The sequence below is a fragment of the Streptomyces sp. NBC_01171 genome, assembly GCF_045039805.1.
Taxonomy (GTDB): Bacteria; Actinomycetota; Actinomycetes; order Streptomycetales; family Streptomycetaceae; genus Streptomyces.
The window spans coordinates 1,621,586-1,636,376 of record NZ_CP108609.1; the positions used below are offsets into that span (position 1 = coordinate 1,621,586).

10 protein-coding genes and 1 riboswitch are annotated in these 14,791 nt (G+C 72.7%); of the genes, 3 read left to right on the forward strand and 7 right to left on the reverse strand.

Annotated elements, in window-relative coordinates; translation table 11 throughout:
- Positions 1–5: 5 nt before the first annotated feature.
- Positions 6–2,807: a GNAT family N-acetyltransferase gene (locus OG448_RS07450; RefSeq protein WP_405552178.1), complete on the reverse strand. Its 2,802-nt coding sequence runs from the start codon at positions 2,805–2,807 to the stop codon at positions 6–8.
- Positions 2,808–2,994: 187 nt separating this feature from the next.
- On the opposite strand from OG448_RS07450, the gene OG448_RS07455 reads away from it, so the two are divergent.
- Positions 2,995–3,276: an HPr family phosphocarrier protein gene (locus OG448_RS07455; protein ID WP_030803123.1), complete on the forward strand. Its 282-nt coding sequence runs from the start codon at positions 2,995–2,997 to the stop codon at positions 3,274–3,276.
- Between the two features lie 175 nt (positions 3,277–3,451).
- Here the strand turns inward: OG448_RS07455 and OG448_RS07460 are convergent, their stop codons facing one another.
- The 4 genes from OG448_RS07460 to OG448_RS07475 form a co-directional block, all read right to left on the reverse strand.
- Complete coding sequence (locus OG448_RS07460) at positions 3,452–4,135, reverse strand: FCD domain-containing protein (protein WP_391300879.1); 684 nt, start codon at positions 4,133–4,135, stop codon at positions 3,452–3,454.
- Between the two features lie 186 nt (positions 4,136–4,321).
- Positions 4,322–5,065: a peptidoglycan DD-metalloendopeptidase family protein gene (locus OG448_RS07465; protein ID WP_391300877.1), complete on the reverse strand. Its 744-nt coding sequence runs from the start codon at positions 5,063–5,065 to the stop codon at positions 4,322–4,324.
- Between the two features lie 12 nt (positions 5,066–5,077).
- Positions 5,078–5,231, reverse strand: a riboswitch (cyclic di-AMP (ydaO/yuaA leader).
- A 232-nt stretch (positions 5,232–5,463) separates the two neighbouring features.
- Complete coding sequence (locus tag OG448_RS07470) at positions 5,464–6,852, reverse strand: M16 family metallopeptidase (RefSeq protein ID WP_405552180.1); 1,389 nt, start codon at positions 6,850–6,852, stop codon at positions 5,464–5,466.
- Positions 6,849–8,243, reverse strand: coding sequence for a M16 family metallopeptidase (locus OG448_RS07475; RefSeq protein WP_405552182.1), 1,395 nt, complete (start codon positions 8,241–8,243; stop codon positions 6,849–6,851). Before OG448_RS07475 ends, OG448_RS07470 begins: the two co-directional genes overlap by 4 nt.
- 311 nt (positions 8,244–8,554) lie before the next feature.
- Here OG448_RS07475 and OG448_RS07480 point away from each other — a divergent pair, with 311 nt between their 5' ends.
- A complete protein-coding gene (locus tag OG448_RS07480) occupies positions 8,555–11,008 on the forward strand; it encodes a DNA topoisomerase (ATP-hydrolyzing) subunit A (protein WP_405552184.1) in 2,454 nt (817 codons plus the stop codon).
- Positions 11,009–11,032: 24 nt separating this feature from the next.
- On the opposite strand, the gene OG448_RS07485 is transcribed toward OG448_RS07480, so the two are convergent.
- The gene (locus tag OG448_RS07485; protein ID WP_405552186.1) at positions 11,033–12,100 is read right to left on the reverse strand and encodes a CobW family GTP-binding protein; all 1,068 of its coding nucleotides are present in this window, start codon (positions 12,098–12,100) and stop codon (positions 11,033–11,035) included.
- Positions 12,101–12,221: 121 nt separating this feature from the next.
- Entirely contained in the window at positions 12,222–13,403 is a 1,182-nt protein-coding gene (locus OG448_RS07490; RefSeq protein ID WP_405552188.1) for a citrate synthase, read from the reverse strand.
- 111 nt (positions 13,404–13,514) lie between these two features.
- Here OG448_RS07490 and OG448_RS07495 point away from each other — a divergent pair, with 111 nt between their 5' ends.
- A complete protein-coding gene (locus tag OG448_RS07495; protein ID WP_405552189.1) occupies positions 13,515–14,774 on the forward strand; it encodes a citrate/2-methylcitrate synthase in 1,260 nt (419 codons plus the stop codon).
- The last annotated feature ends 17 nt before the right edge of the window (positions 14,775–14,791 follow it).

Here is a 14,791-nt window from a genome sequence, read left to right on the forward strand (position 1 = left end):
CCCCCTCAGTACGTCGGCAACGTGCGCGGGCCCAGGTCGTTGCGGGCCGGTGGGGGTGCGAGGCGGATCGTGGCGTCGAGGACGGTGATGCCGCGCTGGGCCACGACGACGGGTTCCAGGGTGATGGCGACCACCTCGGGGTGGTCGTCCACCAGGCGGGAGACGCGGAGGAGCAGCTCTTCCAGGGCGGGGGTGTCGACGGGCGTGGAGCCGCGCCAGCCGAAGAGGAGCGGGGCGGTGCGGATGGAGCGGATCAGGGAGGTGGCGTCCCGGTCGGTGACGGGGACGAGCCGGTGCGCCATGTCGTCCAGGAGCTGCGAGGCGGCCCCGGCCAGCCCGAAGGACAGCACGGCACCGGCCGCCGGGTCGATGACCGCCCGTACGACGGTGTCCACGCCCCGGGGAGCCATGGCCTGCACCACCGGCCGCAGTTGCTCCGGCGGGCCGAACAGCGCGGTCAACTCGCTGTACGCGCGCCGCAGTTGCTCCTCGTCCGCGAGGTCGAGCCGGACCCCGCCCAGGTCGGCACGGTGCCGCAGGTGGGGCGCGGTGGCCTTGAGGACGACCGGGTAGCCGAGACAGCGGGCGGCGGACGCGGCGGCGTCCGGGGTGGGCGCGGGCAGCGCGGGCCGGACGTGGATGCCGTAGGTGGCGAGCAGTTCGCGGGTGTCCTCCGGGCCGACGGCGAACCCCTCGCCGCGTTCCAGCAGCCCGGCGATGATCTCGGCGGCCTTGCGCTCGTCGATGTCGTCGTACTCCGGCACCTTGCCGGGGTCGGCGGCCTCGCGGCGCCACTGCCCGTACCGGACGGCCTCGGCCAGCGCGCGGACGGCGCGTTCGGCGGCGGGGTAGGCCGGGATCAGCCGCGGGCCGTCCTCCTCGGTGGCGCCGTCCGGCACCGGTGCGGGAGGCAGCACGGGCGCGCCCGCCCGCGGGGCGGTGCTGGTGGCGGCGGACAGCGCCTCCGCCAGCCCGCCCAGCTCGACGTGCACGACCAGCACCGGCTTGCCCGGCACCGCGGCGGCCGCCGAGCGCAGCGCCTGGGCCAGCTCGGCGTCGTCCGGCGAGCCCTCCCCGATGGCGGGGATGGCGGTCACCACGACGGCGTCGCAGGTGTCGTCCGCGAGGGCGTGGGCGAGTGCCCGGTGGAAGTCGGCGGCGGTGGCGCCGGTGGTCAGGTCGAGCGGGCGGGAGGGCCGCAGCCCCTCCGCGAGGCAGCGGTCGTAGGTGAGGATGCCGAGGGACTCGGAGTTGCCGAGGATGGTGACGCGCGGCCCGGCGGGCAGCGGCTGGCGGGCCAGCAGCAGCCCGGCGTCGACCAGTTCGGTGATGGTGTCGACGCGGATCACCCCGGCCTGCCGCAGCAGCGCGGACACGGTGGCGTGCGGGAGCCGGGTGGCCCGTACGGCGTGCCCCTGCGGGGCGGAGCCCGCGCCCTGCACCACGACGAGCGGCTTGGCGGCGGCGGTGCGCCGGGCGAGCCGGGTGAACTTGCGGGGGTTGCCGATGGACTCCAGGTACATGAGGACGACATCGGTGTCGGGGTCGTCGAACCAGTACTGGAGGAGGTCGTTGCCGGAGACGTCGGCGCGGTTGCCGGAGGAGACGAAGGTGGAGACGCCCGTGACCCCGGTGACCCCTCCCCCGCGCCGGTGCAGCCGGGAGAGGAGGGCTATGCCGATGGCGCCGGACTGGGCGAACATCCCGATGCGGCCCGGCCGGGGCATCTCGGGTGCGAGGGAGGCGTTGAGCCGCACCTCCTCGGCGGTGTTGATGACGCCGAAGGCGTTGGGGCCGATGATCCGCATGCCGTAGGCGCGCGCCTGCCGGACCAGCGCCCGCTGCCGGTCCCGTCCCTCGGGCCCGCTCTCGGCGTACCCGGCGGACAGTACGACGAGCCCCTGCACCCCGTGTTCACCGCACTCGGTGACCACGGCGGGCACCACGTCGGCCGGTACGGCGACCACGGCCACGTCCACCGGGCCCTCGATCTCCCGGACCGAGCGGTACGCGGGCACGCCGTCGACCTCGTGGCAGCCGTCCGGGAAGGCGTTGTTGACCGCGTACAGCGGCCCCGCGTAACCGGCGTCCCGGATGTTGCCGAGGACGCTGCGACCGACCCCGCCGGGCGCACGGCCGACGCCGATCACGGCCACGGAGCCGGGGGCGAGCAGCCGCCGCACCGAGTGGGCCTCGGCGCGCTGCTCCCGCGCGAGCTGCACGGCCATCGAGCGGTCGGTGGGTTCGAGCCCGAACTCCAGCCGGACCACACCGTCCTCGAAGCTGCGCTTCTGGGTGTACCCGGCGTCGGTGAACACCTTGATCATCTTGGTGTTGGCCGGCAGCACCTCGGCGGCGAAGCGGCGGATGCCGCGCTCGCGGGCGACGGCCGCGATGTGCTCCAGCAGCGCGGAGGCGACACCCCGGCCCTGATGGGCGTCCTGCACCAGGAAGGCGACCTCGGCCTCGTCGGCCGGGGCGGAGGCGGCCATGCCGTCGGCGCCGATGCGGTCGTAGCGTACGGTGGCGATGAACTCGCCGCCGACGGTGGCGGCGAGCCCCACCCGGTCCACGAAGTCGTGGTGCGTGAAGCGGTGCACGTCCTTGGCGGAGAGCCGCGGGTACGGCGCGAAGAAGCGGTAGTACTTCGACTCGTCGGACACCTGCTCGTAGAAGCTGACGAGACGGTCGGCGTCGTCGGCGGTGATGGGCCGGATGCGCGCGGTACCGCCGTCGCGCAGCACCACGTCCGCCTCCCAGTGGGCGGGGTACTCGTGCCGGTCCTGCCGGTCCGCCGGGGTCTGCATGGGCCCCAGGGTACGGCTCGCGCGGGCGTACGGCGCGAGGCAGTGTGTGGGACACGGAAGTCGGGCCGAGGCCGCGGTCCGACGGCCGGTACGGAGAGGTTCCGGAGCGGTGAAGTGCCGCTCCGGGCACGTTTCCCCGTGTGGGAAACTGGTCTAGACAACCTGAGAGACTGAAGGGCAGCATCACATGGCTGAGCGCCGCGTCAACGTCGGCTGGGCCGAGGGCCTCCACGCCCGCCCCGCTTCCATCTTCGTCCGAGCCGCCACGGCCACAGGCGTCCCGGTCACGATCGCCAAGTCCGGCGGCACCCCCGTCAACGCGGGTTCGATGCTGGCCGTCCTGGGCCTGGGTGCCCAGGGCGGCGAGGAGATCGTCCTCGCCTCCGACGCCGACGGCGCGGACGCCGCGCTGGACCGGCTGGCCAAGCTGGTCGCCGAGGGCCTGGACGAGCTGCCCGAGACGGTCTGACCCCTTCTCGGCAGAAGCCGCGTCGCTCCTTTTGTGGGCGGCGCGGCTTCTGTGTTTTCTGGGCAGCGCATTCCGGCACCACCAAAGGCGCGCCGTCGGCAATTGACGGCGCACCGGAAATGGGCAGCACAATTGCCCGGCACGCGAATATCCCTCTTTGTATACAGCGCCCGTGTTAATTCCGGAGTCCCGCTGTGTTTACAGCATGTTGCGCGTGCCGGGCGCGGTCGCCGGCGGCGGTGCGCAGCCGGTGGGCGAGGGTCGCGCGCTCGGTGTGCAGCGCCGTGACCGCCCGCGCGCGCTCGCTGTCGCCCCGCGCCACCGCGTCCACGATCGCGCCGTGCTCCGCCCAGGTCTCCGGCGGGCTCGCCGGGCCGTCCACGCTGTACATCCAGGCGATCTTGTGCCGGAGCTGGGTGAGCGCCGAGGTCAACGCATGGCTGCCGCACGCCTGGGCGAGCGTCTCGTGGAACCAGCCGTCCAGCGCGCGCAGGTCGTCGCTGTTGCCGAGCCTGGCCCGCTCCTGACCCAGTCTGACCAGGCCGCGCAGCACCTTCAGATGGGCCTCGGTGCGCCGCTGGGCGGCCCGCGCGGCGCCGAGCGGCTCCAGCAGCAGGCGCATCTCCAGCAGGTCGGCGGCCTCCTGCTCGGTGGGCTCGGCCACGCAGGCGCCCGCATGGCGTCGGGTCACCACGAAGCCCTCGGCCTCCAGCGTGCGCAGCGCCTCGCGGACCGGGACGCGGGAGACGCCGTAGCGGCGGGCGAGGACCTCCTCGGTGAGCCGGCCGCCGCGCTCGTGGACCCCGGCGACGATGTCGTCCCGGATCGCCGTGCACACCGAGTGCGCCGGAATACGCATGACCCACCTCCGCCTTAATGCCCGTGAAACGCCGACGACAGCGCTTGTTCCGTGACTCTATGGCAATGCGCGAGGATTTCCGATGGCGTACCGGAATCCATGGCTATTTTTTGGACAGCGCACGGAGGAAAGCGGGCAGCGAAAAGCCCCGGCCGGGTGGGCCGGGGCTTTCACGAGACCGGAGGGTCAGACGTTCACGCCGTGCTTGCGGAGGTAGGCGACGGGGTCGACGTCGGACCCGTACTCCGGGCCGGTGCGGGCCTCGAAGTGCAGATGCGGGCCGGTGACGTTGCCGGTGGCGCCGGACAGGGCGATCTGCTGGCCGGGGACGACCCGCTGGCCCACGGTGACGCCGATGGACGACAGATGGCCGTACTGGGTGTACATGCCGTCGGCCATCCTGATCACGATCTCGTTGCCGTACGCGCCGCCCCAGCCGGTGGAGACCACGGTGCCGGCGCCGGCCGCGTGGACCGCGGTGCCGCTGGCGGCGTGGAAGTCGATGCCGGTGTGCGAACCGGACGACCACAGGGAGCTGGAGGCTTGGTAGGCGGTGGAGACGTAGGAGCCGGTGATCGGCATGACGAAGGAGTTGAGGCGCTCGCGCTCGGCCTTGCGGGCGGCGCGCTCCTTGGCCTCGCGGGCCCGCTCGGCGGCGGCGCGTTCGGCGGCCTCCTCGGCGGCCTTGCGCTCGGCGGTCGCCTTCTGCGCGGTGGCCTGGGCGGCGATCTCGTCGGCGAGGGTGTCGCTGACGGCGATGACGGGGGTGAGGCCGGTGTTCTCGACGGAGTTGTCCGCGGCGAGCGCCGGGGAGGCCGCGAGGGTGCCGACGACACCGGTGGTGAGGGCCGCGACACCGGCCGCCGTAGCGGTGGTGCGCTTGACCCGGCCGGGCTTGCGGTGCTTCCCGGTGGCGCACATGAACGCCATGAGCAGGCTGGTCCTTTCCTTCCCTCTCGCCTACCGGGTTAGCTGACGGGTTCGGAGCAGGAAGGTCTCCTACGGCCGCCCTCGCTCGCGCGCGGGCGCCCGATTCACCCCAGGGACTGCGGTGGGTCCCCGGCTCCCCCTACGGGGGACTCGGCGATGACTGTCCGGTGCCGCGGGCGCGGCGCACTGCCTGACGAACAGCCCGGAAGAAGCTAAAGGGGACGGGAGCGGATCTTCAAACGGGTCCGGACTTTTGTAGCGCATCCCACACTCCCCAGGGGGTAACCTCCGCCCCAATCCGGACATTTGGTGACCGGTGTTCGATGACACTCCCGAACACAGTTGTGGGCCCCGACGACTCATGCGTCGTCAGGGCCCACACGCGCGTGCCGGTACCGCTACTCGGCCGAGACCACCTTGACCTCGCCGATGCCGAGCGCCTCGACGGGCTCCTTGATCTGGGCGGCGTCGCCGACCAGGACCGTGACCAGCCGGTCGGCCGGGAAGGCGTTCACCACGGCGGCCGTGGCCTCCACGGTGCCGGTGGCCGCGAGCGTGCGGTACAGCTCCGCCTGGAAGTCGTCCGGCAGGTGCTGCTCGACCTGGTCCGCGAGGGTGCCGGCGACGGCGGCGGCCGTCTCGTACTTCAGCGGGGCCACGCCGACGAGGTTCTGCACGGCCACGTCCCGCTCGGCGTCGGTCAGGCCCTCGGCGGCCAGCGTGTGCAGCACCGTCCACAGGTCCGCGAGCGCGGGGCCGGTGTTCGGGGTGTCCACGGAGCCGCTGATGGCGAGCAGCGAGGCGCCGGTGCCCTCCGGGGCGGAGCGCAGCACCTGGCCGAAGGAACGCACGCCGTAGGTGTAGCCCTTCTCCTCGCGCAGGACGCGGTCCAGGCGGGAGGTGAGGGTGCCGCCGAGGCAGTACGTGCCGAGCACCTGGGCGGGCCACACGCGGTCGTGCCGGTCGGAGCCGATCCGGCCGATGAGGAGCTGGGTCTGCACGGCGCCGGGCCGGTCCACGATGACCACGCGGCCGGAGTCGTCGGCGGTCACCGGCGGCACCGGGCGGGCCTGGCCGGGCGTGCCGGTCCAGGCGCCCAGGGTGTCGGCGAGCAGCGCGTCGAGGTCGATGCCGTCGAGGTCGCCGACGACCACCGCGGTGGCGGTGGCGGGGCGGACATGGCGGTCGTAGAAGGCGCGGACGGCGCCCGCGTCGATCTTCTCGACGGTCTCCTCGGTGCCCTGGCGCGGCCGGGACATGCGCGCGGAGGCCGGGAACAGCTCCTTGGACAGCTCCTTCGCGGCGCGGCGGGCCGGGCTGGCCAGCTCGTGCGGGATCTCGTCCAGGCGGTTGCGGACCAGGCGCTCGACCTCGCTCTCGGCGAAGGCGGGGGCGCGCAGGGCGTCCGCGAGCAGGGTGAGGCCCTTCTCCAGGCGGGAGGCGGGCACCTCCAGGCTGAGCCGGACGCCGGGGTGGTCGGCGTGCGCGTCCAGGGTGGCACCGGCCCGCTCCAGCTCGGCGGCGAACTCCTCGGCGGAGTCCTTGTCGGTGCCCTCGGAGAAGGCGCGCGCCATGATCGTCGCGACACCGTCGAGGCCGGCCGGTTCGGCGTCCAGGGGGGCGTCGAGCAGCACCTCGACGGCGACGACCTGCTGGCCGGGGCGGTGGCAGCGCAGCACGGTCAGGCCGTTGTCCAGCGTGGAGCGCTCGGGCGCCGGGAACGCCCACGGCTTGGCCTCGCCGGCCTGCGGCTGGGGGTGGAACTCCATGGGGGCGAGCTCGGTCACTTGGCCGTCTCCTCGTCGTCGTTGCCGGCCTCTACGGTGGCCTCGTGCTCCGGGTCGTCGGGCAGGTCGGTGTCCTCGACCATCTCCGGGGACTTCGGCTCGTAGACGAGCACGGCACGGTTGTCCGGGCGCAGGCGGGCCTTGGCGACCTCGCGGACCTCCTCCGGGGTCACCTCCAGCACCCGCTGCACGGCACTGAGGGCGAGCTGCGGGTCGCCGAACAGGACGGCGTACCGGCACAGTTCGTCGGCGCGGCCCGCGACGGTGCCGAGCCGGTCCAGCCACTCGCGCTCCAACTGGGCCTGGGCGCGCTCCATTTCCTCCGGGGTCGGGCCCTCCTCCGCGAAGCGGGCCAGCTCCTCGTCGATGGCGGCCTCGATGACCGGGACCTCGACGTCGCCGGACGTCTTCACGTCCAGCCAGCCCAGCGAGGGCGCGCCGGCCAGCCGGAGCAGCCCGAACCCGGCGGCGACGGCCGTACGGTCGCGGCGCACCAGGCGGTTGTAGAGGCGGGAGGACTCGCCGCCGCCGAGGACGGTGAGGGCGAGGTCGGCCGCGTCGGACGCGCGCGTGCCGTCCTCCGGGAGCCGGTAGGCGGCCATCAGGGCGCGCGCCGGGACCTCCTCGACGACGACCTCTCGCAGCTCGTCCCCAATGACCTCGGGCAGCGAGCCGTCGCGCGGGGCGGGCTTGCCGTCGTGGCCGGGGATGGAGCCGAAGTACTTCTCGATCCAGGCCAGCGTCTGCTCGGGGTCGATGTCGCCGACCACGGAGAGCACCGCGTTGTTGGGCGCGTAGTAGGTGCGGAAGAACGCGCGGGCGTCCTCCAGCGTGGCCGCGTCCAGGTCGGCCATGGAGCCGATCGGGGTGTGGTGGTAGGGGTGGCCCTCGGGGTAGACCATGGCGGTCAGCTTCTCGAAGGCGGTGCCGTAGGGGACGTTGTCGTAGCGCTGACGGCGCTCGTTCTTGACGACGTCGCGCTGGTTCTCCATCGACTCGTCGTCCAGCGCCGCCAGCAGGGAGCCCATGCGGTCGGCCTCGAGCCAGAGGGCGAGTTCGAGCTGGTGGGCGGGCATCGTCTCGAAGTAGTTGGTGCGTTCGAAGCTCGTGGTGCCGTTGAGCGAGCCGCCGGCGCCCTGGACCAGCTCGAAGTGGCCGTTGCCCTTGACCTGGCCCGAGCCCTGGAACATCAGGTGCTCGAAGAGGTGCGCGAGGCCGGTGCGGCCCGCGACCTCGTGGCGGGAGCCGACGTCGTACCAGAGGCAGACCGCCGCGACCGGGGTCAGGTGGTCCTCGGAGAGCACCACGCGCAGACCGTTGGCCAGGCGGTGCTCGGTCGCTGTCAGGCCCCCGGAGCCTGCCTGGGCTGTGGTCGTGTGACCCATGGGCATGTACGTCCCTTCGCAAGCGGTGGCGGTCGAGAGAAACCGCGGTTTTCCTGCCGTTCCTGCCACTGTATGCAAAGCGTGCGAGGGCCCGGCGGAGTTCCCGCCCGACGTACGCCCACAGCGGATCGACTAGCCTGCGTCAGGCGTGCTCATGGCGAGCGCGCTCCCGGCCGGCGTACGGCGGTGGAGCGCCGGGCCGCCGAGCACCGGGGGCGGACCCGTACGGACCGGGTCGCGGCCCGCGTTGTCAGTGCCCCGGTCCACAATGGTCCGCGTCCGATCCGTCCCACGCCTTCAGCAAGGAGCCGGCAGCGATGGCCCGCCGCAGCACCAAGACCCCGCCGCCCGACGACTCGTACGAGGAGAAGATCCTCGACATCGACGTCGTGGACGAGATGCGCGGCTCCTACCTCGAATACGCGTACTCGGTCATCTACTCGCGTGCTCTGCCGGACGCCCGTGACGGTCTGAAGCCGGTGCACCGCCGCATCGTCTACCAGATGAACGAGATGGGCCTGCGCCCCGAGCGCGCCTACGTGAAGTGCGCGCGCGTGGTCGGCGAGGTCATGGGCAAGCTGCACCCGCACGGCGACGCGTCGATCTACGACGCGCTGGTGCGCATGGCGCAGCCCTTCTCCATGCGCGTCCCGCTGGTCGACGGACACGGCAACTTCGGCTCCCTGGGCAACGACGACCCGCCGGCCGCCATGCGGTACACCGAGTGCCGGATGGCCGCCGCGGCGAGCCTGATGACGGAGTCCATCGACGAGGACACGGTCGACTTCGCGCCGAACTACGACGGCCAGGAGCAGGAGCCGGTCGCGCTCCCCGCCGCCTTCCCGAACCTGCTGGTCAACGGCTCCTCCGGCATCGCGGTCGGCATGGCGACGAACATGCCGCCGCACAACCTGCGCGAGGTCATCGCGGCCGCCCGCCATCTGATCAAGCACCCGAACGCGGACCTGGACGCCCTGATGCGCCACGTCCCGGGCCCCGACCTGCCCACCGGCGGCCGGATCGTCGGCCTGGACGGCATCCGGGACGCGTACGCCAGCGGCCGCGGCTCCTTCAAGATGCGGGCGACGGTCACCATCGAGGCGGTGACCGCCCGCCGCAAGGGCCTGGTCGTCACCGAACTGCCCTTCGCGGTCGGCCCGGAGAAGGTCATCGCGAAGATCAAGGACCTGGTCAACGCGAAGAAGATCCAGGGCATCGCGGACGTCAAGGACCTCACCGACCGCGAGCACGGCCTGCGCCTGGTCATCGAGATCAAGAACGGCTTCGTGCCGGAGGCGATCCTGGAGCAGCTCTACAAGCTGACCCCCATGGAGGAGTCCTTCGGCATCAACAACGTGGCGCTGGTGGACGGCCAGCCGCTCACGCTGGGCCTCAAGGAGCTGCTGGAGGTCTATCTCGACCACCGCTTCGAGGTCGTGCGCCGGCGCAGCGAGTTCCGCCGGACCAAGCGCCGCGACCGGCTGCACCTGGTCGAGGGCCTGCTCACCGCGCTCGTCGACATCGACGAGGTCATCCGGGTGATCCGGTCCAGCGAGAACTCCGCGCAGGCCAAGGAGCGCCTGATGGAGCGCTACGGCCTGAGCGACATCCAGACCCAGTACATCCTCGACACGCCGCTGCGCCGCCTCACCAAGTACGACCGGATCGAGCTGGAGGCGGAGAAGGACCGGCTCAACCAGGAGATCGAGGAGCTGACCCGCATCCTGGAGTCGGACGCGGAGCTGCGCAAGCTGGTCTCGGGCGAACTGGCCGCCGTGGCCAAGAAGTTCGGCTCCGACCGGCGTACGGTCCTGCTGGAGTCGGCGGCCTCCCAGGTGGCCACGGTGCCGCTCCAGGTGGCCGACGACCCGTGCCGGGTACTGCTGTCCTCGACCGCGCTGCTGGCCCGCACGACCGGCGCCGAGCCGGTTCCACAGGAGGGCGGCCGGGCCAAGCACGACGTGATCGTCTCCTCGGTGCGGGCGACCGCGCGGGGTGAGATCGGCGCGGTGACGTCGAGCGGGCGCCTGTTGCGGATCAATGTGGTCGACCTGCCCCAGTTGCCGGACACCGCGAGCGCGCCGAACCTCTCGGGAGGGGCGCCGCTGGCCGAGTTCGTGCCCCTGGAGGGCGACGAGACCGTGGTCTGCCTGACCACGCTGGACGAGACCTCGCCCGGCCTGGCGATCGGCACCGAACAGGGCGTGGTCAAGCGGGTGCTGCCCGACTACCCGTCCAACAAGGGCGAGTTGGAGGTCATCACTCTTCGGGAGGGTGACCGGATCGTCGGCGCGGTGGAGCTGCGCACCGGCGAGGAGGACCTGGTGTTCATCTCCGACGACGCCCAACTTCTGCGCTACCAGGCGGCCCAGGTGCGTCAGCAGGGCCGTCCGGCGGGCGGTGTGGCGGGCATCAAGCTCACCGAGGGCGCGAAGGTGATCTCGTTCACGGCGGTCGACCCGGCCGTCGACGCGGTGGTCTTCACGGTGGCGGGCTCGCGGGGCACGCTGGACGACTCGGTGCAGACGACGGCCAAGCTGACCCCGTTCGACCAGTTCCCGCGCAAGGGCCGGGCGACCGGTGGTGTGCGCTGCCAGCGCTTCCTGAAGGGCGAGGACTGCCTCGCGCTTGCCTGGGCGGGCCCCGCCCCGGCGCGGGCGGCGCAGAAGACCGGGCTGCCGGTGGAGCTGCCGGAGCCGGACCCGCGCCGCGACGGCTCGGGCACCTCGCTGGCGAAGACGGTTTCGGTGGTGGCTGGGCCGGTGTCCTAGCCGGTCCTCACGGTGTGCCGGGCTCTACGGTGTGCCGGGCTCGTCCTCGGAGCCCGGCACATAGCGCAGCACGCCCCACATGGCCTGCTCGTCGTCCTCGTCGGCGCCGCCCCGGCATGCGTCCAGTTCCTTGCCGAGGGCGTCGGCGTCGATGCCGGTGCCGATCAGGACGAGCTGGGTGAGCCGGTCCGCCCCGGGCGGCCAGGGCTCGGGCCGGAAGCGCAGGAAGCGGCCGACGGCGTGTACGGCGTACCGGTTGGCCGGGTCGTGGGCGCCGAAGTCCACGTATCCCTTGATCCGGTACAGGCCCTCCGGGCGGTCGTCCAGGAAGCGCATCAGGGCGCGGGGGTCCATGGGGGCGTCCGAGGTGAAGGACAGGGTGTCGTAGGCGGAGTGCAGGTGGGCGGGGTGGGCGTCGTGCTCGCCGTGTCCGTCTCGTTCGTCGTGGCCGTGCAGGTCGTCGAAGGAGAGCTGGCCGATGCGCTCCTCGCTGGGGCGGCAGTCGAAGAGGAACTCCGGGTCGATGCGGCCGTAGGTGGCGGGGAGTACGGCGCCCTCGGTGAGCTCGTGGACGAGGCCGAGGACGCGGTCGGCGTGGGGTGCCCGGTCGAGCTTGTTGACCACGACGAGGTCGGCGAGGGCGAGGTGCCGGTCGATCTCGGGGTGCCGGGCGCGGGTGTCGTCGAACTCGGCGGCGTCGACCACCTCGACGAGCCCGCCGTACATGATCTCCGGCTGCTCGCTGGCCAGCACCATCCGCACCAGCTCCTGCGGCTCGGCGAGCCCGCTGGCCTCGATGACGATCACGTCGATCCCGGCGGCGGGAGCGGCGAGCTTGGCCAGGTAGGTGTCCAGCTCGCTCGCGTCGACCGCGCAGCACAGGCAGCCGTTGCCGAGCGACACGGTGGAGTCCCCGAGCGCCCCGGCGACGGCCATCGCGTCGATCTCGATCGACCCGAAGTCATTGACGACGGCCCCGATCCGGCTGCCCCCGCTGCGGTGCAGCAGATGGTTGAGCAACGTCGTCTTCCCGGACCCCAGGAACCCGGCCAGCACGACGACCGGAATCTGCGCACTACGGCTGTTCGCCAACGGGTGGCACCCCTCCCACGGTTCTCGCCGGGCGCCGCACCCGGCGGGGGCGCCCGGCGGACGGACTGTCCGACCAGGATACGAAGGGTGCGGCGGCCCGTGACCGCGACGAGGGCGGGGCTCAGATACCGGCGGGCACCGGCGTCGGTGCCGGAACGGGCACGGGCGGCTGGGGGCCGACGTAGCGGGCCACCGGGCGGATGATCTTCGGGTCCGCGGCCTGCTCCAGGATGTTGGCGCTCCAGCCGACGACGCGTCCGGCGGCGAAGGTCGGGGTGAACATCTCCCTCGGCAGACCGCACAGTTCCATGACCACGCCGGCGTAGAACTCGACGTTGGTGTGCAGTTCACGGCCCGGCTTGAGTTCGGCGAGGATCGCCTCGACGTGCCGCTCGACCTCCACGGCGAAGTCGACGCGCGGGCCGCCGAAGTCGAGGGCGATCTCGCGGAGCATGCGGGAGCGGGGGTCCTCGGTCCGGTAGACGGCGTGGCCGAAGCCCATGATCCGGTCACCGGCGAGGACGCGTTCCCGGACCCAGGAGTCGATCCGGTCGGGGGTGCCGATCGCGTCGAGGGTGTCGAGGGCGCGGCTGGGCGCGCCGCCGTGGAGGGGTCCGGAGAGCGCGCCGAGGGCGCCCACCAGGCAGGCGGCCACGTCGGCGCCGGTGGAGGCGATGACGCGTGCGGTGAAGGTCGACGCGTTGAATCCGTGGTCGATGGTTGAGATGAGGTATTGCTCGACCGCACGGGCCTGTCGAGCTTGCGGTTCTTCGCCGGTCAGCATGTACAGGTAGTTGGCGGCGCACGACAGGTCGACGCGGGGCTCGACCGGCTCGAGTCCCCGTCCGAGCCGGTACAGCGCGGTGAGCAACGTGGGTACGGCGGCGCAGGCGGCGAGGGTGTCCGCGCGGCGCCGGTCGGCGTCGATGTCGTACACGGGCCGGAAGCGGCGGGCCGCGCCGAGCAGGGACAGGGCCGTGCGGAGTCCGGCGAGCGGGCCGGCGACGCGGCTCGCGGCGGCGACGGCGGGCAGCGCCTCGCGGACCTCCTCGGGCAGTCGCCGCAGTCCGGCGACCTCGGTGGTGAAGGCGGCCCGCTGCTCGGGGTCGGGGAGGTCGCCGTGGACCAGGAGGTACCAGACGTCCTCGAAGCTGCGGGTGCGCGCGAGGTCGACGGCGGAGTACTGGCGGTAGTGGTAGAAGCCCTCGGTTCCCCGGACGTCGCCGATCTCGGTGTCGGTGACGACGACGCCGGCGAGTCCACGCGGTACCTGGACGAGGGGTGCGGTCCTGTTGCTGGACATCATGTTCCTCCCTGAACTTGATCCGACTGTCCATGCTTGACCAGTTTGCTGTCAATATTGATCCGATCAATGTTGCCGTCCATCTGTCCAGATAGGACTACGGTGACCCCCATGCGCGCTCACGAACTCGCCCCGGGCCGGCCCGAAGGACGGCTGACCACCAAGGAGACCGCCGAATTCCTCGGCGTGAAACCGGAGACGGTCTACGCTTACGTGAGCCGGGGACTGCTCAGCAGCAGACGCGAGCCCGGCAGCCGCGCCAGCACCTTCGACGCACGGGAGGTGACGGCGCTGGCCCAGCGCAACAGGCGCGAGGCGGCCGCGACTTCGGCCTCCGGCGTCGACCTGTCCGTGCGGACCGGCATCACGCTGATCGAGGAGGACCGGTACTACTTCCGTGGGGTCGACGCCACGGAACTGACCGCGCGCCACTCGTTCGAGGAGGTCGCGGAATGGCTGTGGACCGGCCGACTCGTCCCCGGCGCCTCCTTCACCGCCCCGGAGTCAACCGTTGACGCCGCCCGTCGCACCGTGAACGCCCTGCCCGCGCACGCCTCCCCCACCGACCGGCTGCGCGCGGCGGCCATCGCCGCGTCGGCCGAGGACCCGCTGCGCTTCGACCTGTCGGAGGAGTCCGTGCTCGGCGCGGGGCGCGTGCTCATCCCCACGCTCGTCGGCGCCCTCCCCCCGGTCCGGCTCGACCAGCGCGACGACGGCCCCTTGGCCCACCGCCTGTGGCACAGGCTGACCGGCCGACCCGCCGACGACGCCTCGGTGCGGGTGCTGGACACCGCGCTCGGTCTGCTGGCCGACCACGACCTGGCCGCCTCCACCCTCGCGGTCCGGGTCGCCGCCTCGGCCCGCGCGCACGCCTACGCGGCGGTCTCGGCGGGGCTGGGCGCCCTGGAGGGCCCGCTGCACGGCGCGGCCAGCGGCCTGGCCCACAGGCTGCTGCTCGAAGTGCTCGACCACGGCACCGCGGGCCCCGTGATCGCCGCCGAACTCCGGGCCGGCCGCCGCGTCCCCGGCCTGGGCCACCGGCTCTACCCCGGCGAGGACCCGCGCGCGCAGGCGCTGTTCGGCCTTCTGGAGCAGCTCCCGGCTGCGGAACCCGCCCTGCTCGCCGCGCGGGACATCGTCGCCACCACGGCCCGGAACACCCCGCTGCACGCCAACGTGGACCTCGCCCTGGCGGTCTTCACCGCCTCCAGCGGCATGCCCGACACGGCGGGCGAGACCGTCTTCGCCGTGGCCAGGACCGCGGGCTGGATCGCCCACGCCCTGGAGGAGTACGGCGAACGCCCGCTGCGCATGCGCCCGAGCGGCCAGTACGTCGGCCCGCGACCCCCGCAACCGTTGCCCGGACCCTGAGTCGTACCCACCCTCAG